Source organism: Microbacterium sp., assembly GCF_041909575.1.
GTDB lineage: Bacteria > Actinomycetota > Actinomycetes > Actinomycetales > Microbacteriaceae > Microbacterium.
Window position 1 is genome coordinate 1 of the sequence record NZ_JAYRDE010000058.1, and the last position, 18914, is coordinate 18914.

The 18914-nt window shown below is 71.1% G+C and carries 16 protein-coding genes and 1 pseudogene; 7 read left to right on the forward strand and 10 right to left on the reverse strand.

From position 1 onward, the window contains the following. On the reverse strand, window positions 1-1011 hold a 1011-nt coding region (locus tag ACE3O1_RS09480), incomplete at its 3' end, for a chaplin family protein (RefSeq protein ID WP_374314771.1). A gap of 89 nt (window positions 1012-1100) precedes the next feature. Then, window positions 1101-2063, reverse strand: coding sequence for a hypothetical protein (locus ACE3O1_RS09485; RefSeq protein WP_374314773.1), 963 nt, complete (start codon window positions 2061-2063; stop codon window positions 1101-1103). 557 nt (window positions 2064-2620) lie between these two features. Here ACE3O1_RS09485 and dnaB point away from each other — a divergent pair. After that, entirely contained in the window at window positions 2621-3997 is a 1377-nt protein-coding gene (gene dnaB / locus ACE3O1_RS09490) for a replicative DNA helicase (protein ID WP_374314774.1), read from the forward strand. Window positions 3998-4018: 21 nt separating this feature from the next. Here the strand turns inward: dnaB and ACE3O1_RS09495 are convergent, their stop codons facing one another. Both ACE3O1_RS09495 and ACE3O1_RS09500 read right to left on the reverse strand, forming a co-directional pair. Next, window positions 4019-4642, reverse strand: coding sequence for a hypothetical protein (locus ACE3O1_RS09495; RefSeq protein WP_374314775.1), 624 nt, complete (start codon window positions 4640-4642; stop codon window positions 4019-4021). Window positions 4643-4763: 121 nt separating this feature from the next. Next, window positions 4764-6323 (reverse strand): LuxR C-terminal-related transcriptional regulator, encoded by a 1560-nt coding sequence (locus ACE3O1_RS09500; RefSeq protein WP_374314776.1) that lies wholly within the window; start codon window positions 6321-6323, stop codon window positions 4764-4766. A 222-nt stretch (window positions 6324-6545) separates the two neighbouring features. Between ACE3O1_RS09500 and ACE3O1_RS09505 the strand changes: the two genes are divergently transcribed. Genes ACE3O1_RS09505 through ACE3O1_RS09515 form a run of 3 tightly spaced genes read left to right on the forward strand, consistent with a single transcriptional unit; the run spans window position 6546 to window position 7912 of the window. Then, window positions 6546-7133 (forward strand): RNA polymerase sigma factor, encoded by a 588-nt coding sequence (locus ACE3O1_RS09505; RefSeq protein WP_374314777.1) that lies wholly within the window; start codon window positions 6546-6548, stop codon window positions 7131-7133. 60 nt (window positions 7134-7193) lie between these two features. After that, on the forward strand, window positions 7194-7679 hold the full coding sequence (locus ACE3O1_RS09510) for a DUF2975 domain-containing protein (protein ID WP_374314778.1): 486 nt from the start codon (window positions 7194-7196) through the stop codon (window positions 7677-7679). Beyond that, window positions 7679-7912, forward strand: coding sequence for a helix-turn-helix domain-containing protein (locus tag ACE3O1_RS09515; protein WP_374314779.1), 234 nt, complete (start codon window positions 7679-7681; stop codon window positions 7910-7912). Before ACE3O1_RS09510 ends, ACE3O1_RS09515 begins: the two co-directional genes overlap by 1 nt. Before the next feature lie 54 nt (window positions 7913-7966). Here ACE3O1_RS09515 and ACE3O1_RS09520 read toward each other — a convergent pair whose 3' ends face one another. The 3 genes from ACE3O1_RS09520 to ACE3O1_RS09530 form a co-directional block, all read right to left on the reverse strand. Further along, entirely contained in the window at window positions 7967-8140 is a 174-nt protein-coding gene (locus tag ACE3O1_RS09520) for a CsbD family protein (RefSeq protein ID WP_374314780.1), read from the reverse strand. A gap of 39 nt (window positions 8141-8179) precedes the next feature. Further along, the gene (locus tag ACE3O1_RS09525) at window positions 8180-9004 is read right to left on the reverse strand and encodes a hypothetical protein (protein WP_374314781.1); all 825 of its coding nucleotides are present in this window, start codon (window positions 9002-9004) and stop codon (window positions 8180-8182) included. 151 nt (window positions 9005-9155) lie between these two features. Next, window positions 9156-9596 carry an iron chaperone gene (locus ACE3O1_RS09530; protein WP_374314782.1) on the reverse strand — a complete coding sequence of 147 codons (441 nt, stop codon included), beginning with the start codon at window positions 9594-9596 and terminating at the stop codon, window positions 9156-9158. 156 nt (window positions 9597-9752) lie between these two features. Here ACE3O1_RS09530 and ACE3O1_RS09535 point away from each other — a divergent pair, with 156 nt between their 5' ends. Further along, entirely contained in the window at window positions 9753-10130 is a 378-nt protein-coding gene (locus ACE3O1_RS09535; protein WP_374314783.1) for a PPOX class F420-dependent oxidoreductase, read from the forward strand. 9 nt (window positions 10131-10139) lie between these two features. Here the strand turns inward: ACE3O1_RS09535 and ACE3O1_RS09540 are convergent, their stop codons facing one another. Together ACE3O1_RS09540 and ACE3O1_RS09545 are read right to left on the reverse strand one after the other, a co-directional pair. Next, window positions 10140-11156, reverse strand: a complete 1017-nt coding sequence (locus tag ACE3O1_RS09540) for a sugar-transfer associated ATP-grasp domain-containing protein (protein WP_374314785.1) — start codon at window positions 11154-11156, stop codon at window positions 10140-10142. A gap of 23 nt (window positions 11157-11179) precedes the next feature. After that, window positions 11180-12205, reverse strand: a complete 1026-nt coding sequence (locus ACE3O1_RS09545) for a sugar-transfer associated ATP-grasp domain-containing protein (protein WP_374314786.1) — start codon at window positions 12203-12205, stop codon at window positions 11180-11182. Window positions 12206-12356: 151 nt separating this feature from the next. Between ACE3O1_RS09545 and ACE3O1_RS09550 the strand changes: the two genes are divergently transcribed. Then, window positions 12357-13736 carry an aspartate aminotransferase family protein gene (locus ACE3O1_RS09550; protein ID WP_374314787.1) on the forward strand — a complete coding sequence of 460 codons (1380 nt, stop codon included), beginning with the start codon at window positions 12357-12359 and terminating at the stop codon, window positions 13734-13736. 10 nt (window positions 13737-13746) lie between these two features. Here the strand turns inward: ACE3O1_RS09550 and ACE3O1_RS09555 are convergent, their stop codons facing one another. Further along, window positions 13747-18225, reverse strand: coding sequence for a hypothetical protein (locus ACE3O1_RS09555; protein ID WP_374314788.1), 4479 nt, complete (start codon window positions 18223-18225; stop codon window positions 13747-13749). Between the two features lie 382 nt (window positions 18226-18607). Between ACE3O1_RS09555 and ACE3O1_RS09560 the strand changes: the two are divergent. Continuing rightward, window positions 18608-18914: pseudogene (locus tag ACE3O1_RS09560) on the forward strand (acyl-CoA synthetase); the annotation flags it as partial.

An 18914-nucleotide genomic window follows, 5' to 3' on the forward strand; every position in this document is an offset into this window, starting at 1 on the left:
GGACGAGTCCCCGATGACCGAGACGGCGTTGCCACCCGCGGTGACGGGTGCGGTCACCGGTGCGATCACCTGGGTGCCGCCGCCGATCGAGTCCTCGCCGCCGGTCTGCGCGTCGGTGCCGGAGCCGCCACCGCTGGTGCCGGTGCTGGACGTGCCCGCGCTCGAGCTGTCCCCGATGACCGAGACGGCGTTGCCGCCCGCGGTGATGGGTGCGGTCACCGGTGCGATCACCTGGGTGCCGCCGAGGACGCCGTCGGAGCCGTCCGTCCAGCCCTCAGGGGCCGTGCCGGTGCCGGTGCTGCCGGTCCCGGTCGTGGCGCCCTCGCTGCTGCTGTCGCCGAGCACTGAGATCGCGTTGCCCGAGACGGTGACGGGAGCCGTGACGGGAGCGACGACCTGCGTCCCCCCGGCGACGGAGTCACTGCCGTCGGTCTCGGCCGCGGGCGCCGTGCCCGCACCGCTCGAGCCCGACGCGGTCTGCGCGTCGGAGCTCTCGCTGTCGCCGGCGACCGAGATGGCGTTGCCGCTCACCGTGACCGGGACGTTCACCGAGACGAGGCCCTGGGTGCCCGAGAGCAGCCCGTCGGAGCCGGAGGTCGACGCCGAGCCGGACGAACCACTGGGTGACGACGGGGCCGTGGTCGCGGCATCCGATGAAGCACTGTCGCCCACGACCGACACGGAGTTGCCCGAGACGGTCACCGGAGCGGCCACCGTCACGAGGGCCTGCGTGCCCGATGCCGCGCCGTCCGATCCGTCGGTGGAAGCGGCGGGGGCCGGAGCCGGCGCCGGAGCGGCAGTGGCGGCCTGCTCGCTGCTGGAGTCACCGATGACTGACAGCGAGGTGCCGCTGATGGTCACCGGGAGAGTGACGTCGAGGGCGGCCTGGGTGCCCGAGAGCAGCCCGTCGTCCCCGTTCGTCTCGGCCGCGTTGGCGACCGTCGCGCCGAGCAGCGTGATGCCGCCGGCGAGGAGCGTGCCCAGCAGGGCGCGCTTGATGAAAGTACGCATGATGTTCCCCTTTGATTCGACTGATGGATGTCACGGCACGGGAGAGCGCGCCGAAGCTCGGCCGCCTTCGAGAGGCGGCAGCGAGCGGATCAGTCGGGGGAGACGTCGGTGAGGCCTGCAGGCGCCGCCGGCGCACGCTCGTCCTCCGGTCCGGCACGACGCACCCAGGCACGGAGAGCGACGAGTGGACCGAGGGCGACGACCGCCCAGGCGCCGGAACCCGCACCACCGGGTCCCGAGGAGGATGACGACGGCGGGCAGAGTCCTCCCGCCGGAGACAGGGGCGCGCGCGTGTCGGCTGCGGGCGCTGCGGCGACGGCTACCGTCGCAGGGTGCTCGTAGGCGGTCAGGAAGGCCGACAGAGCGGATGCTGCCGCACCCGCCACCGCGGCGCCGTAGACGCGCGCGGCAGCGGGAAGGACCACGTCGAGGGCGGGCAGCAGGCGGCCCTCGACGGGAAGCGACGTGATCGGCGACCCGGGCAGCCCGGGGAGACCCGGTCCCGCGCCGATCGGCGGGAGTCCGATCCCTGTGCCGGTGTCTGCGACGGCCGCGGTGAGCTCGCCGAGCGTGTCGTCGACGGTGCCGGCGAGGTCCTCGACCGCGTCGTCCAGGCCGATGGCCTCGGCGACGTCCCCGACCACGGGAACCTGTGTCACGACGTCGGCGACCGGGCCGGCGACGTCTTCGACGACACCGCCCGAAACGACGTCCGTCACGGGCGCGGTGGTCGTCGTGACCACGTCTCCGACGGCGGCCACCACCTCGCGCACCGGCCCCTGCACGGGCGCGGGCGCGACCGCGACAACCGTGTTCACGACCTTCGTCGCGCCACTCGTCACGGAGCTCACCGTGCCGGTGACGGACGAGGCGGTCTCGTCGACGACGGAAGTGACGGCACCCAACAGGCCCTCGTCGCCGTCATCTGCGTGCGCCTGCCCCGTTCCGAGGCCGAGGAGCAGCGTGAAGACGATCCAGGCGAACGCGGTCGCGGCCCCGAGCAGAGCCAGTCGCACGATTCTCGGCAGCGACTGCGAGATTGCGATATCCACGTTCACCTCCCACGACGAGTAACGCCACGCGATCCGAACGGAACGCGCTGAGGGTGCCTGGACTTGACAGAGTAGACCTCATGTCCCGTGCTGTCCAGGGGTCCGCAAAATTCTTCGCAACTCGGATAGCGCTCTCGCGCGCGGGCCGGATTGTGCACAGGCGGCGGAGGTGAACCCAACCTTCAACGGATACTTCAATCACATCGTCCTCCACAGGATGTGGATTGCGCAATCCCAGGTCAGACGGCATTTCGATGGACAGGTTCGAGTGCGACCCCCGAGTTCTCCACAGGTGTTGTTCACAGCTCTCCCGGCGTTTCACGCATACTTTCCACACAGTTATCCACAGGCCACGTTGCGACTGTCAGAGGCCCTGCCTAACGTGGGGTCCGGCCCTTCGGGGGAAGCGCACCGGTCGTCGACGACGAAGGTGCCAGTCGGATCGGGCCAGCTCAGGGGCGGCGTGCCGAGGCATCCGCCCACGTCCCTGTGTGCCCATCAGTACGTCACGGCGCGCCGCCGCGACGAAGCCCGACGATGCGGAGGATCCTGCACCTATGTCGATCGCCGACATCTCCGAAGAGCGCATGGGCGGGCCGCGCGAGTTCGAGCGCACTCCCCCGCACGACCTCCTGGCTGAGCAGAGCGCTCTGGGAGGCATGCTGCTGTCGAAGGATGCCGTCGCCGACGTCATCGAGACGCTCCGCGGCGTGGACTTCTACATCCCGAAGCACGAGCTGATCTTCGAGGCGATCCTCACCCTCTACTCGCACGGCGAGCCGACCGATGTCGTCGCGGTCACCGACGAGCTCATCAAGACCGGTGAGCTGCAGCGCGCCGGCGGTGCCGATTACCTGCACACCCTCACCTCGATCGTGCCGACAGCGGCCAACGCGGGGTACTACGCGTCGATCGTGTCGGAGCGCGCCCTGCTGCGCCGCCTGGTGGATGCCGGCACCCGCATCGTGCAGATGGGCTACTCGGGCCAGGGTGAGGCGCTCGACCTCGTCAACAACGCGCAGGCCGAGATCTACTCGGTCACCGGCGCAGAGGCGGCCGAGGACTACGTGCCGCTGACGATCGCGGTGGATGCCGCGGTGGAGGAGATCGAGGCCGCCCGCGGTCGCGACGGCCAGATGACCGGCATCCCGACCGGCTTCTCCGGGCTCGACCAGCTCACCAACGGACTGCACCCGGGTCAGATGATCATCATCGCCGCGCGACCCGCGATGGGTAAGTCGACGCTCGCGCTCGACTTCGCCCGCGCCGCGGCGATCAAGCACGACATGCCGACGATCTTCTTCTCGCTCGAGATGGGTCGCAGCGAGATAGCCATGCGCCTCATGAGCGCGGAGGGGTCGATCCCACTCCAGGCGATGCGCAAGGGCACGCTCGATTCGCGGGACTGGACGACGATCGCCGCCACGCGCGGGCGCATCAACGACGCGCCGCTCTACATCGACGACAGCCCGAACATGACGCTCGTCGAGATCCGGGCGAAGTGCCGCCGGCTGAAGCAGAAGGCCGGTCTCAAGATGGTGGTCATCGACTACCTGCAGCTGATGACATCGGGCAAGCGCGTCGAGTCGCGTCAGCAGGAGGTCTCGGAGTTCTCCCGTGCGCTGAAGCTCCTCGCGAAGGAGCTGCAGTGCCCGGTGATCGCGCTGTCGCAGCTGAACCGTGGTCCCGAGCAGCGCGCCGACAAGAAGCCCGCCCTCTCCGACCTGCGTGAGTCGGGCTCGATCGAGCAGGACGCCGACATGGTGGTGCTGCTCCACCGCGAGGCCGCCTACGAGAAGGACAGCCCCCGGGCGGGCGAGGCCGACCTGATCGTCGCCAAGCACCGAAACGGCCCCACCGACACCATCACGGTCGCCTTCCAGGGCCACTTCTCCCGCTTCACCGACATGGCCCCCGGCGGCGACTTCTCGTAGCAGCGTGCCGAGCCCGTGGGCTCACGCCATCGCGGCGGCGCGCGCGATCTGAGTCAGCGGAGTTCGCGTCCCCCGTGCGACGAGCTCGGCCAGGAGCGATCGGTAGCCCGACTCGACCGGCTCGAGCGACGCATCCCGGTGCCCGGCGTGGTCGTTGTCGTGACGGGTCACGATCAACTCGATCGCGAGCCGGACGCACGCATGCAGCAGGTCGCCGAGGTCATGGGTCACCGCGACCGACCTGACGTAGCCGGTGATCTCGTCGATGTGCGGGAACAGCGTCGCGCGCATGGCGGCCGCCCCGCCGAACGCGTCATTCGTCGCGCCGAGCTTCGCCGCCCAGCGCCGCTCCGCCCGGATCTCGTCAATGAGCTCCGCGCGAACCGCGCGCAGCGAAGTCGCGGTCCGCGAGGTGGCGTAGCGGTCGCGGATGTCGAACGGCGACCCGAGCGGGGGAAGATCGGCAAGCGCGTCGGCGACGCGGTCGTGGTCGCAATGCCTGAGGAGCTCGGGCAGGCAGGCCCGCAGGAGCCAGTCCGTCGCGACCTCGGGGCGAACCCGGATCGACGGCGGTGTCGTCGGGAGCTCGCACACGGGCGGCGTCGAGCGGTCGAGCATCGGTGGTGCGATGTCCGTCTGATTCACGTCGTTCCTCTCCTGAGAGTCACCGAGGGGACACGCCGGAGAGGCGAACATGACGCGCGCGGACGACGATTCACCCCGCCGGCAGGTGTGGTGACGGCGAGCGAGTCCGAGGGGGCCGCCTTCAGGGCGAGGGGAGGATGCCGAGCCGCGCGGCCTCATCGAGGGCCTCGTCGCGCGAGCGGACGCCGAGCTTCCGGTACACCGCGCGCAGGTGGGTCTTCACCGTGTTCGGCGACAGGAAGAGCTGCCTGCCGAGCTCGGTGATGCTGGACTCCTCCGCCAAAGCGCGCAGCACGCCCAGCTCGCGCTCGGTGAGCGGTGCGAGCGCCGTCGCGGGAGAGTGCCCGGGAAGCGACGCGAACGCAGCCTCGAACCCTTCCCGCCGCGTGGAGGGCAGCGTCTCGGCCAACGCCGTCAGCACGTCGCGGGGAACCGTGGTGAGCGGTCGGATGAGGCCGTCGCGCGCGACGTCGGCGATCTGCATCGCCGAACCGGGGTCGGCGCCGCCCCGGTGCAGCAGGTCCGCCCACGCGCTGAGCAGCGTCGTCTCGGCGCGCTGAGCGAGCGGCGCGCGAGGCGCGGTGAGGAGCCGGCGTGCGTCGGTCTGGAACTGCCGGTGTGCGCCCCGGGCGATCAGCAGCCGCAGCCGCGCCACCCGGACGAGCCAGCCCGGTCGCTCTCCCGAGAGCGCCTCTTGCGCACGCGTGAGATCTCCGAGCTCGACCAGTGCGCTCCCGGTGAGCGACGCGATGACATCCTGGGTGAGGCCGCCTTCGGGGAACGGGCCTGCGGCAGCGGCGGTCGCCGTGAGTTCGAGCACGCCCGCGGCACCCTGGTGCGCCAGCGCGTGCCGACCGCGGGCCAGGAGGAGCACGGGCCACAGCTCGTCGGCCGCCTCGTTCACGGGGCGGTCGGCGGCGGCGAGGATCTCCTCGGCGTCCGGGGACATGGACTCCGTGGCGATGAGGGCAGCGGCGGTCTCCGCGATGCGTGCGGTGAACTCATGAGGCGCCGGCTGCCACGACGCCAGCGGCCGGCCGCGAGTCAACGCGGTCCGGGCTTCGGCGATGTTCCCGCGCAGCGCGAGAAGCACCGCCAGCTTCGCGTGGTTGTCGGCACGGATCGAGTCGCGGTCGTCGGCTGTACTCAGCCGGTCGGCCTCACGCAGGTCGGCGATGGCAGTCGACGTGTCCCCGAACAGCGTCTCGGTGAGTGCCAGCTGGTTGATCCAGACCGGCTCGGGGTCGAACGGCCGAGGGGCGTGCAGCGCTCGCGTGGTGCGCACCAGCCGGCGTCGCAGCTCGGCCCCCATGGCGAGCGAGTGCTCGGCTTCGCGTCGGTAGCGCGCGAGCGACATCTCCAGGTAGATGACCTGGGTCTGCTGGGCATAGGTCAGCGTCGGAAGGACCGCCTCGATGTCGAGGCGGTGGGGGGAGGTGCCGTCGCTCGCCTGCAGGCCCGCCGAATCGCGCGCCAGCGCCAACGCGGGATGAGCGGCGTAGTCGGCTTCGGTGAACCGCATCAGAGCCATCCCGAGCAGCTCGGCGCGTTCGCTCCAGATCTCGTACATGTGATCCCGGACGATCAGCGCCGCCGTCGCAGTGTCGTCCCGCGCCAGCGCGTCGGTGAGACGCGCGGCGACGCCGTCGTCAGGTGAGTGGTCCGGGGGCGAGCGGTCCATTGACCGAGAGACAATCAGCGCCGCTCCGTATCCGCAACGCGGCGCGCCGCCCCGGGGTGAGATGAGGGTGAGGCCGGGGTGAGGCAGGGGCGGTTCACGGGCGGAAACACCGCTGCTCTCGTGCCCTGAGAGCGCTCCCGTGGGAGGGTCTCTCCTCAGACGCGGTGCGGCCGAACGCCCCGCTCACGCCGGGGGAGGTTCCGGCACTCAGGGGGAGAACTGATGGCATCTCATCATGGGCGTCTCGTCGCGCCCACGACGGCGTCCGACGACGTCTTGATCGACCGCGTCCGCGGTGGCGACACGAGCGCATTCGCCGCGCTGTGGGAACGGCACGTGGCCTCGGCACGGACGGCGGCGCGTGCGATCAGCCCGCGCCTCGATCCCGACGACCTGGTCTCGGAGACGTTCGCGGCGATCCTCAGCGCCCTGCGCTCGGGACGTGGTCCGCGCGGCCCGTTCCGCCCGTACATGTTCACCGCGATCCGCAACACCGCCGCCTCGTGGGGAGGTCGTCCCCGCGACGTGCAGCTCGAGGAGATCGAGGACGTGGCCGACCCGGGGGCAGAGGACATCGGAGACGCGTTCGCCCGGCGCACCCTGGTCATCGACGCGCTGCGCACGCTGCCGCCGCGGTGGCAGAGTCTCCTGTGGAGCCTGGAGGTCGAGGGGATGAAGCCGCGGGAGGTGGCCACCGTGATGGGAGTGTCGCCGAACGCTGTCTCGGCGCTGCGGCGGCGCGCCCGTGCCGGTCTGCGCCGCGCGTGCGCCGGCGAACCAGCCGCAGTCGGGGCGCCGATCTATCGATAGCCTTGTGTTAGCCATCGAATAACGATAGATTCACATCGTTCTTCGAGAAAGGTGGCTGGCATGGGGAACGTGACCATCCTCGCGTTGCGCATCGTGATCGCGCTCGCCCTGGCCGGGTCGGTGGTCGTGCAGGTGATGATCGTCCCGGCAATCTGGAACGACCTGGTGGATGCATCGCCGGCAACGCGCATCACGGTGGTGTCGATCGTCGCGCTCGGCGTCGTCGCGATGCAGGTGTTCGCCGTCTGCGTGTGGATGCTGCTCACCAGGGTGCGGCGCGGCTCGGTGTTCTCCGAGTCGTCCTTCCGCTACGTCGACGTGATCGTCGGCGCGATCAGCGCCGCCGCCGTGCTCGCCTTCGGGATGGGCGTGCTGCTGGCTCAGGGCGAAGCCGCCCCCGGGGTCGTCGGACTCGTGTGCGGCGCCGGGCTGGTGCTCGCCGGGATGGCCCTCCTGGTCGTGGTGATGAAGGCTCTGCTGCGGCAGGCCATCGCGCGCGAACGCGAGGCGACGGCGCTCCGCGCGGAGCTGGACGAGGTCGTGTGATGCCCATCGTCATCGACGTCGACGTCATGCTCGCGCGCCGCAAGATGGCCGTCGGCACGCTGGCCGAGCGGGTCGGCATCACCCCGGCGAACCTCGCGGTGCTCAAGAACGGCCGGGCGAAGGCGGTGCGCTTCTCGACGCTGGACGCGCTGTGCGAGGCGCTCGAGTGCCAGCCCGGCGACCTGCTCCGGTGGGAGCCCGAGGTCGCGGCATCCGCTCCCGCAGGCGCCTGACACGCCGATGCCCCCGGTCGGCAAGCGACCGGGGGCATCGAACTCGTCAGGGGCTCAGCTGGAGAAGGCGTCCTTGACGTCGTCGCCGGCCTTCTTGAGGTTGGCCTTCGTCTGGTCGGCCCGACCCTCGGCCTCGAGGCGCTCGTTGTCCGTCGCGTCACCGACGGTCTCCTTGGCCTTGCCCTTCATGTCTTCCATGTTGTGCTTGATGTCGTCGCCCATTCCCATGGCGATCCCCTTTCTCTCCGTGGACTCGTGGTCCGGTGGTCACTGGCCGAGGCCGACGCGGTCGACCCGGCGGTGGTAGCGCATGCCCGTCATGCCGCCCAGCACAGCGCCGGCGAGCGTCACCACGGCGGCGCCGATGGCGGTCAGGATGCCAGTGGCCGTCGCGGTCTCGGGCGTCAGCGGGATCCGCGGGAAGCCGTCGAGGGCGGCGAGGATGTCCCACTGGGCGCCGGCGAGCGCGCTGACGATCGCGACGATGACGGCCACGAGGATCGCCCAGAGCCACACCGCCAGCCCCTGCTTGGCCCCGCTGAACCGCGCCATCCGCCCGGCGACATAGCCGCCGGCGAAGTAGGACACGAACAGCACCACCACGAGCGAGATCGCGCCGATGATCGTCGCCGCGCCCATGTTCTGCTCCGCAGCCTGCGCGGCATCCTCGACGGTGTCGGGGCTCACGAGCCCCACCGCAGCGCCGAACGCGGCGACCAGTGCCGTCAGGAGCACGGCGGCCCCCATGGCGGTCAGCCACCCGAAGAAAGCGGACCCGAACTTGATGCCGCCGAAGCGCTCCTGCTCCCGCTCGAGCACTTCCCTGCGGAGCGAGGTGTCGCGCACGCCGTCGGCGTCACGATCCACGGGGCTCGCGGCGGCGCCATCGACCGGACGACTGCTGTCGTAGGCACGGGCGTCGGCCACACCGTCGCCATCGGTGTCCACGGGGCGAGCAGACGCCACCGTTGGTGCGTCGCCGCGGTCGTAGACGCGGGTGTCGGCCACGCCGTCGCCGTCGGTGTCGCGATTCACGGCCCGGGGGTCGTGCGGATCGGCGACCCCGCCGGTCGGAGGCTGCTGGTTGCTCATGCCACGACGTTAGGCGGCGGCATCCGCACAGCGGAGGTGCTTGCAAACCCCGGATCAGGGGCGTAACCTCTCCCCCCGCCGACGTGCTCGAGAGCGCGAGAACGGCTGCCGTATCCGCTTCGTCGCGGTCGTCCGCGCGCTCTCGCGCCGGTCAGGAGACGGCGGAGCGCACGAGCTCGGTGACCCTCTTCTCGACGCCCGGCGTCCAGGCGCGGACTGCGAACCCGATCGGCCAGAAGTCGCCGTCGTCGAGGTTCGCGCGGTCCTCGAAGCCGATGGTCGCGTAGCGCGTCTTGAACTTCTTCGCCGGCTGGAGGAAGACGACGATCTTCCCCTCCGCGTTGGCATAGCCGGGCATGCCGTAATAGGTCTTGGGCACGAGATCGGGCGCGACCTCGGAGACGACCTTGTGCAGGCCCTCGGCCAGCGGCTTGTCCTCCGGCTCGAGCTGCGCGATCGCGTCGAGCACCGACTTCAGCCCGGCTTCGCGGCTCTTCCCGGCCTTCTCCTGCGCTCGCAGCTCCTTGGCACGCTCCTTGACGGCGGCACGCTCATCGGCGGACAGTCCCTCGGATGCGGTCTTCTCGGCCATCGATCTGCTCCTTCACGAATCCCCGGTCGACTCTCGACCCGTGCTCGTCACGCTACGCGCGCCCCCGGGCTCCCGCTTCTCCGATCCTGACCGATCGCGCCGGACGCGGCATCCACTCCGCGACAGCGCGGCGATGGGGTCTGACAGGCTGGTGTGGTGCTGACCGACGCCGCGCTGGAGTTCCTCGCCGAGTACCACCTGGCCACCCTGTCCACGCTCGGTCGCGGTGGGCGCATCCACGCCGTGCCGGTGGGCTTCACCGTCGAGGGCGGCATCGTGCGCGTGATAGGCACCGGGGGCTCGCAGAAGTTCCTCAACGCCCGGCGCAGCGGGCGCGCGACCGTGTGCTCGGTGGACCGCGCGCGCTGGATCAGCTTCGAGGGCCCCGTCACGGTGACGGACGATCCGGATGCCGTCGCCCACGCGGTCGCGCTCTATGCGGCCCGCTACCGGCAGCCGCGCGTGAACCCCGAGCGCGTCGTGCTCGAGCTCACCGTCGAGCGCGTCCTCGGCTCGGCGCAGTTCCGGTCCTGAAGTCCCGGGTCAGAAGCCGATCGCGGCCTTGTAGACGGGGAGCAGGCCGGTGCGCACGCCCGACGCCGAGGGCTTGGGCTGGAACACGCTCGAGTTGTGGTTGCCCTCGATGACGGCCGGGCCGTCTGGCGTGACGGCGATGTCCCAGCCGACGTAGCGGATCTCGGGGATGCGGCGCGCCACGTCTTCGAGGAGCACGAGCACCTCGTCGTACTTCGGGACGGCGAAGCCGACGATGGGCGTGCCGGTTTTCGGGTGCGTCGCGTACACGTTGCTGTTCTTGTCGACGCCGGGGTAGAGAGCCACACCGTGCTCGTCGAGCAGCGTGAACATCCCTCCCGACGCGAAGTTGTCGATCGAGGCGCCGTTGCCGATGCGCAGCACGGCGGCCAGCAGGTGCATGGTGTCGGCGTCGGGGTCGTAGTACGTGATCATCCGGAGCGTGTTCACGCTGTCGGGGTACAGCGACGACATCGCCTCGTGCTGCACCAGCAGCTCTTCGACGAGCGTCTGATCGGCGGCGATGAGACGCGCGCGGAAGGCCGCGGCATCCGTCGCCTCGCTCGCCGCGTACACCGAGATGCCCGATCCGCCCTCGGATGCCGCGGGCTTGGCGATGACGCGCCCGTGCTTCGCCACGAACGCGGCGACCTCGTCGTCGGTGGCCGTGCGCGCGTCGATCCACTCACGGTGGATGACGTCGGCGAACTCGCCGTAGAAGCTGACCTTGTCCTCGAACCGGCGGTACGCGGCGGGGTCGTTGTAGAGCTTCGTGATGCTGTTCGACTTGGGGTGGGTCATCCAGGTCCTGCGCTCACGCGCGTTGAGGAGGCGGATGTCCCACACCGCGTAATCGCGGAAGCCCATGTCGTAGCGCACCGAGCACCACAGCATGTCGGCGATGATGACGAACTTCGGGGCCTTCGACACCCGCTGAACCTGGGAGGCGAACTCGACCAGGTTTCCCGGGCGCAGCCGGCGGGCGCGATTGAGGAGATACCCCAGCTTGGCGCGGCGTTGACTCATGTCGGGAACCTTCCTGCAGGCGGTCAGAACCGCATCGCGGCACGATAGCGCGGGAGCAGGCCCCGGCGGATGCCCGACACCGTGGGCTTGGACTGGAAGACGCCGGTGTTGTGGTTGCCCTCGATGACGACCGGGCGCTCCGGGGTGATGGCGATGTCCCACCCGATGTAGGGAAGGGCCGGCACGCGGCGGGCGAGGCGGTCGACGAGCGCGAGCACCTCGTCGTAGAGCGGCACCTGGAAGCCCGTGATCTCGACGCCGGTGATCGGATGCGTCGCGTAGGCGTGGGCCTCCTCGTCGGCGGCGGCGTGAAGGGCGCGGCCGTCGTCGCCGAGCATCGTGTACATGCCGCCGCTGGAGAAGTTGTCGATGACGCCGCCGTTGCCGATCTTGAGCACCGAGGCCAGCACGTGCACCTCCCCGTCGGGGTCGAGGTAGGTGACGACCCGCAGCGAGTTGACGCTCCCCGGATAGAGGCGGGCCATGTCGGGATGCTGCACGAGGAGCTCCTCGATGAGCGTCTCACCCGAGGCGAGGAGCTCGTCGCGCAGAGCGGCCGGGTCGGAGATCTCGGCCGTCTCGCGCACCGTGATGCCGTTGCCGCCGACGCCGCGCGGGTTCTTCGTGATGACGCGGTCGTGGCGGGAGAGGAAGTCGCCGACAGCGGCGGCGTCGACCTCGGACACGTCGACCCACTCGCGGCCGAGCTCGTCGTCGAAGCGGCTCGCGAACTGGAGCTTGTCGTCGAAGATGCCGCGCTGGCTGTCGTCGTTGAGCCGCCGCGACAGGTGGAAGGAGCGCGGGTCGGTCATGTAGGTCTTGCGCTCGCGGGCCTTCAGGATGCGGAAGTCCCACTCCGAGTAGTTCTCGAACGTCGTCTCGTAGCGCACGGCGCACCACGCCATGTCGAGCATGACCCACCACCGCGGCGCGCGGGAGAGCTTGGCCGACTGCGCCGCGAACTGCCTCACCCGCTGGAAGTCGAAGGAGACCACGCGGCGCACGAAGAACCGCGCGCGACGGAAGAGCCGATCGACCGGGGAGGGCATCCCCCTATCCTACGTGGCGCGCCCCGCGCGGCTTCGTCGGCTCGGAGGGCCGGCGGCGCGGCGGGCGCGGCCGGGGTGCGGCATCCGCTCGGCTTGTCGTCCCTGCCCGCGCGGCCTACCGTGAGGTGTCGACCCGACCCGTGGAGCACTCATGACCTCGCAGCCCGACCAGATGCACGCCATCTCGGCGGACACCCGTCACACCGTCGAGGACGTCCTCGAATACGCGCGACGCCGCGCCCTGTACGAGGACATCCCGCTCGACAAGCCGATGAGCCCGTCCGACCTCTCGCGGCTGGCGTCGGGCTCGATCACCGAAGGCGGCATCGGCGCGCGCCGCGCGATCGCGCTGTTCGAGAACGTGCTCGCGCCGGCCTGCATCTCGACCGACCACCCCGGGTACCTCTCCTTCATCCCGTCGGCGCCGAGCAAGGCGTCACTCGCGTTCGACGTCGTGGTCTCGGCATCCGCGATCTACGGCGGCTCGTGGATGGAGGGCGCCGGCGCCGTCTTCGCCGAGAACGAGGTGCTGCACTGGCTCGCGCGCGAGTTCGGACTGCCCGCGACGGCCGGCGGCGTGTTCGTCCAGGGCGGCACGATCGGCAACCTCTCGGCGCTCGTGACGGCACGGGATGCCGCGCGCCGGCGCAACCGCGAGTCCGGCCGTCCCGACCCGGCGCGGTGGGCGGTCGTGTGCAGCGCCGAGGCGCACTCGTCGATCGCATCCGCCGCTGCCGTGATGGACGTGGACGTGGTCACCGCCGCCCCGGACGCCGAGGGGCGCCTGCACGGCGACGCCGTCGCCCGCGCGCTCGACGAGCACGGCGACGCGGTGTTCGCGGTGGTCGCCACCGGCGGCACCACCAACTTCGGCATCGTGGACGACATCGCCGGCGTCGCGGCCGCGACGAAGGACCGGGGGGTGTGGCTGCACGTCGACGGCGCCTACGGCCTCGCCGCGATGCTCGTGCCCGAGATGCGTCCGGTGTTCGCCGGTGTCGAGCACGCGGACTCGGTCATCGTGGATCCGCACAAGTGGCTGTTCGCGCCGTTCGACGCGTGCGCCCTCATCTACCGGGAGCCCTCCCTCGCCCTGCAGGCGCACACGCAGAAGGCCGAGTACCTCGACACGCTCACGGATTCGCCGGACTGGAACCCGTCCGACCTCGCCGTGCAGCTCACGCGACGTTCTCGCGGACTGCCGCTGTGGTTCTCGCTCGCGACCCACGGCACCGAGCAGTACCGCGCGACGATCGCCTACGGGATCGACCTGGCCCGCCGCATCGGCGACGAGATCGCCCGACGCGACGGTGTGACCCTGGTGCGGGAGCCGCAGCTGTCGGTGGTGGTCTTCCGCCGCGAGGGATGGACCGCCGCCGACTACCAGGCGTGGTCGGACCGGCTGCTCGAGGAGCAGCGCGCCTTCGTCGTGCCCAGCTCCCACGCCGGCGAGCCGGTGCTGCGGTTCGCGATCATCAGCCCGCTCACGACCTACGAGCTGCTCGTCGACCTCCTCGACTCACTCGGCTGAGCATCCGACGTCAGCGGGGGTCGATGACCTCCGTCGCGATCAGGTCGCCCAGCACCGACTCTCGTTGCAGGCGCATCGCTCCGAGGGGCGAGGCCGCGTCGGCCGGGACGATCCGCACGGTTTCGCCGGCCTGCGCCGACGGGGCCGCGTAGACCGCCTCGGAGCTGGTGCTCCAGCGGAACTCGCCCTCGCCGACGGCGGCCCCGTGGCGCACCGCGATCCCCGGGCGCCCCGGCATCCAGCGCACTTCCGCCTCCACTCCCGACGCGACGCCGAGCGCGAGCGTCCAGCCGAGGGCGCCCACCCCCGACGCGACCGAGAGGGAAGCCGACACGGTCTTCTCGGTGCCGGAGGTCGTCATGCTCAGCGACGGGCGTTCGCCCGCCATCCGGGTGGCCGAGACGGTGTCGATCGATCCGGAGGCGAGCGCCGACGCGATCCGGATGAGCCCGCCGCGCGCGGCGACCGCGTGGCGGTACTGTCCGCCGCGTCCGCGCAGCGTGACGCGCAGATCGTCGGGGACGGGTCCTCGGAACGCCACGACGTCCGGTCCTCCCGTCCGGTCGTCGTCCGCGTGGATGAAGGCTGCGCGCGGCAGGGCGCCCAGGGTGATGACCGTGTCGAGATCGATGGCGGGCCGCAGCCGGATGTCGCTCTCGAGCTGATCCGCCCACGCTCCCGACTCGAACGAGATCGGCCCCCACGATTCCTTCGCGGCCGTCCAGCCGGGCAGGACCGAAGCGGCCCGCAGTGCCACGCTGGCCTGGTCGATGTCCACCGGCTGTCCGGCGCTCAGGCCGCTCAGCAGGGACGCGGAAGCGGCAAGTCGCTCCTGGCCGCGCAGTGCGCCGAGCCATGGGCTCTCGGCGGCCGCGGCATCCGGCTCCCTGCGCTCTGCGATGCCCGCGGCGGCAGCCGCGGCGCTGAGCACCGCCTGACCTCGCCACTCGTCGAGGAGCTGGCGCCGCTGATCGCCGACCAGCTTGCGTCCGCCGCTCTCGACCTGCGAGATGGCGGCTCCGTCGCTCGTCAGGATCCCGCCCACCAGACAGGCCAACTGCGTCACCATGTCCCAGTTCGGCGTGCGCAGCGGCGAGAGGACCGTGTGCTCCGGGATGTCCATCATGTAGCGCTCGCCGAGGGAGCCGCGCTCCCACGGGCCGCCCTCCCAGTCGTCGTACCCGGGCGTGATGGCGTACGAGCCGTCGGGGCGCACCTCGATCATGGAGTCGGTGTTCGCCGTCCGGCCCGCCGACCACGGCACGTTCGAGTCGGCGAGGTACATGCGCTTGACGCCGTCGGGCTGCTCGTCGCAGTGGTACACGAGCACCGCGTGACCGGCATCCTTCTTGCGGAACGAGAGGATGACGGGGAAGCCGCGGTCGGTGCTCGTCTTGATCCGGGACCACACCTGGCGCGGGTCGCAGTAATCGGCCGAGAGCTTGGCGCCGATCTTCCACAGGACGACGCTCGCGGCCTTCTGCGTGCCCTGGCCGCGGTTGATCACTCGCCACACGGCGTCGTCGCGCTGGTCGCTCGTCTGCAGCGACAGAGGCTGCGGAATCTGCCCGAGACCATGGAACGCCCGCTGCGCCGACACGGTGTAGCCGAAGCAGTTGCCGCCGTCGGCGACGTCCTCGTATTCGGCGTCGTAGTACCAGCTGTCGAACGGATCGGTGAAGTAGTTCACGTCGTCGCCGTCGATGTCGACGAACGTCTCCTTGTACATGGTCCACGGCAGGTGGTCGCGACCGGTGTTCTGGAAGCGCCAGAAGTGCTGCTCACGCGTGCGCTGCGGGTCCACGCCGCCGGGCAGTGAGATGGCGTACGAGAACTTCACGTCGCCCTGGTCGGCGTTGCTCGGCGTCCACTCGGTCGGGCCCTCCTCGAGATGCGGACCGAACGTGTCGGCGAAGCCCCAGAAGCCGTCGCCGTACGACCACGTGCGGTCGAGCGTGGCCAGGTGGTCGTTCCTGCTGACGCTGTCGTAGTCGTAGGCCTCGATGCGGACCCGGACCGTCGTGTCGGGTCGCAGCGGGAACGGCGCGGTGACCCAGTTCACGTCGACCGCGGTGGTCGCGCGCGGGCTCTCGCGGTGCAGCATCTCCACGCCGTCCACCCAGATCCAGCCCTTCACGAACAGCTCGGCGGTGGTGTCGCTGCGCGGAAGCGGGGTGAACTCCACGCCGTCGTCGATGTTCTGCGCCGTCACGCGGGTGATGGATGCCTGGAACTGCTCGAACACTCCGGTCTGGGGCGTGCGGCCCAGGACCGCCGCGGTGAAGGGCTGCCATTCCAGCCCTCGGCTGCCGCCTTTCTGCACGTCGCTCGTCGGCATCCCGTAGCGTCCGATGCCGCCGCCCGCCATCCAGTGGGTGAGGAAGTCCTGCGAGATCGCGACCGCTCCGATGTCGGCCCGCCAGTAGACGGCGCCGTACTGGAAGAACGACACGCGCGCGCCGGGGTGGCCCTCGACGTCCGACTCATCGCTGGTCGGAAAGCCCCACGGCGACGCCCCGACGGGGCGACTGCCCAGCACGCGGTCGAGGATGGCGCCGTGGACCTCGTGCGCCCCGGTGGCGGCTGACCAGTAGATGCGCCCACCTGCGAACTCGGCGTACGCGCCGTCGACGATCGAGATCTGGCTGTAGCGGGGGAGGCCGAGGAACCCGTCTGCCGCACCGAGCAGGAGCCAGTGGGCGAGGATCTCGTCGTACAGCTCGATGATGCCGCCGCTGCCGGTGTGCAGGAGCAGGCCGTTCTGGAAGAGCTGCGCTCGCGGCCCCCGGATCGCGTACTTGCGCCCCTCGGAGATCACTTTGACCTCGACGCCGAGCCGGCTCGACTCCTCCACGATGGCGAGGAAGTCGGGCGGTGTGTCCGTCAACGGTGCGGCATCCGTCTCCACACCGGGGCGCAGGACCTCGCCGAACGCCGGAACCGCGAGGTACGCCGCGGGGGCCAGCACACTGGCCTCGAGCACGCTCATCGTGCCCTGCGCGAGCCCTTCCCTCACCGAGGTGTGGACGCGATCGGCCATGCCGGCGGTGAGGTCGGCCGTGGCATCCGCTCGAGGCTCCGGTTCCTCACCGCCGCGACGGCGACGCCAGCGGAGGGGGCCGTCCTCGCCGCCGCGGCGAAGTCGGTTCACGAACACTCCCTCGACCCCGTCCCGCCCGAGCACGGACCCGGTCGCGGACTCGATGAACGACCGCGCGTACACCGCCTCGAGCTGCGCATTCAGCGCGGCCGTCTCGGCGGCCGGCGCTTCCAGCAGCGCCCGCAGCGGTGAGCGCGAGCCCTCGACCTCGGGCGAGAGGCCCACCACGCGCAGCTCGGCAGCGGCGCGCACGATCGCGCCGACGTCCGAGGGTGATCCGGCGACCGAGACCACCCGGCCGGCGTCCGTGCCGGCGAGCACGCCGAGGTCGAGCTCGTCGCGGCGGCGGAACGCGTCCCAGGACTTCCTGGCGCGCGGCCCCGGTCCGGTCGGCTTCGTCGGCGCCTGCCGCGCCTCGATCACGAGGTCGTCGGCGGAGATGTCTGCAGCACTGACGATCACGTCGGAGACCCGGATGCCGCGGAAGCCCTTCGCGCGCCGCAGCCGCAGGAGCGCCGCCAGCTGCGCGAGTCCCATCTCGGCCGTCGTCGGGAGGCCGAGACGACCCGCGGCCCCGCCGCGGTTGTTGTGCGCCGTCAGGAACTCGCCCTTCACGGCGTGCGCGCCCGTGGCGGCCGACCAGTACACGACGCCGTTCTCGAAGGGCCGCCAGCGCAGCCCGCCCGAAACCGTCTCCTCCGCGGTGGGCGCTCCGAGATAGCCCTCGGCGCCGGAGAGCACGAGCGAGTCGATCTCGCCCATCCCCTGCGCGCCGGCGGCGGCGAACGCGGCGTCCTCCTCGGCCGTGAGGCTGTCCCTCAGGCGCATGCCGGCGATCATGGCCGACCCCGACACGGTGCCCCCGCCGACGACGACATCACCAGCCGGATCGCTCAGCGATCCGGTGAAGCGACGCCGGGCGACCGGCATCCCTCCCCACACGAGCACGACCTCGGATCCGGCGCCCCACACGGCGAGCACGCAGACCTCACCGGGCGGGGGCGGCATCACCGGCGCCGACAGGGCAACGGCACCGCTCGAGGTAGGCACGACGGCGCTCAGCACCAGTCCCCCGCCGGCGCCCGACGGCGCGAGCGACAACGCGGCCGGTGAACCGGGGCCCTGCAGCCCCAGGGCCGTGCTCGCATCGACGCCGATCGCCACCAGCTCCAGCGCGAACTCCCCGAAGAACGGGGCATCCACCGTCATCGCGATTCCGTCATCGCCGCTCGGGGCCCACGCGTGCGTCATCGGAGCGTCGAAGCCCGGTGGCTGCACGGGCGATGCGAGCGCGGTCACCGGGACGCCGCTCGGTCGCACCTCGGGTGCCGAGGGTCCGGCGGAGACGGCGCCGGCGGATGTGAAGCTCAGAGACAGGAACGTGGTCATGATGGCCTCTCCGGGGCGGCCGTCGTCGACGGACCAGCGCCGGCCTCCGTGGTCGGCATCGTCCCCGAGTGAGAGAGGCGCGTCCCACGCGGAAGATACGCCTGCCGTCGCCCTCCCGGTAGCCCACCCCCGTGCGGGGCGGGCGGCGCGACCGGCGCATAACTCCTGCACTTCGGGTCGGCGCTTCGCCCTGCGCCCCGGATCCGCGCGGAGCGCCTCGGCCCGCACCCTCGATCTGCAGGAGTTATGCGCCCTGGCAGGGCGGGCCGGTCCGCGGCACCGCGCCTGGCCGCCGGGCCGGCCGACCGCCGAGACCCGGCGGACGCTCCCAGCCCGCCGAACTAGACTGGTGGGGTCCCTCCCGCTCCGCCAGGAATCCGCCGTGACCTCAGCTTCTTCTGCCCGCACGTTCGACGTGCGCCACGTGCAGCTCGCGCGCGCCGCGTTCGCCGCCCTCGCGGCGGTCATGATCACGTTCTCGCCGGACCACTCGGCGCTCGTGGGCATGGCCGTCTTCAGCGGCTTCGCGATCGCGACCGGGCTCGTGCTGCTGCTGGCCGTCTGGATCGTCTACCCCGCCGGGCGCCGCTGGCCGTCCGCGGCGCTGGGCGGAGTCACGATCGCCGCGGGAATGGTCAGCGGACTCGCGCCGGTGCGCCCAGTCGGCGGATTCTTCTCCGTGGTGATCG

Excerpts from the sequence above, each read along its gene's own strand:
- dnaB (WP_374314774.1), top strand. The coding sequence starts at position 2,621 with ATGTCGATCGCCGACATCTCCGAAGAGCGCATGGGCGGGCCGCGCGAG.
- ACE3O1_RS09500 (WP_374314776.1), bottom strand. The coding sequence starts at position 6,323 with ATGGACCGCTCGCCCCCGGACCACTCACCTGACGACGGCGTCGCCGCG.
- ACE3O1_RS09505 (WP_374314777.1), top strand. The coding sequence starts at position 6,546 with ATGGCATCTCATCATGGGCGTCTCGTCGCGCCCACGACGGCGTCCGAC.
- ACE3O1_RS09510 (WP_374314778.1), top strand. The coding sequence starts at position 7,194 with ATGGGGAACGTGACCATCCTCGCGTTGCGCATCGTGATCGCGCTCGCC.
- ACE3O1_RS09515 (WP_374314779.1), top strand. The coding sequence starts at position 7,679 with ATGCCCATCGTCATCGACGTCGACGTCATGCTCGCGCGCCGCAAGATG.
- ACE3O1_RS09520 (WP_374314780.1), bottom strand. The coding sequence starts at position 8,140 with ATGGGAATGGGCGACGACATCAAGCACAACATGGAAGACATGAAGGGC.
- ACE3O1_RS09525 (WP_374314781.1), bottom strand. The coding sequence starts at position 9,004 with ATGAGCAACCAGCAGCCTCCGACCGGCGGGGTCGCCGATCCGCACGAC.
- ACE3O1_RS09530 (WP_374314782.1), bottom strand. The coding sequence starts at position 9,596 with ATGGCCGAGAAGACCGCATCCGAGGGACTGTCCGCCGATGAGCGTGCC.
- ACE3O1_RS09540 (WP_374314785.1), bottom strand. The coding sequence starts at position 11,156 with ATGAGTCAACGCCGCGCCAAGCTGGGGTATCTCCTCAATCGCGCCCGC.
- ACE3O1_RS09545 (WP_374314786.1), bottom strand. The coding sequence starts at position 12,205 with ATGCCCTCCCCGGTCGATCGGCTCTTCCGTCGCGCGCGGTTCTTCGTG.
- ACE3O1_RS09550 (WP_374314787.1), top strand. The coding sequence starts at position 12,357 with ATGACCTCGCAGCCCGACCAGATGCACGCCATCTCGGCGGACACCCGT.
- ACE3O1_RS09555 (WP_374314788.1), bottom strand. The coding sequence starts at position 18,225 with ATGACCACGTTCCTGTCTCTGAGCTTCACATCCGCCGGCGCCGTCTCC.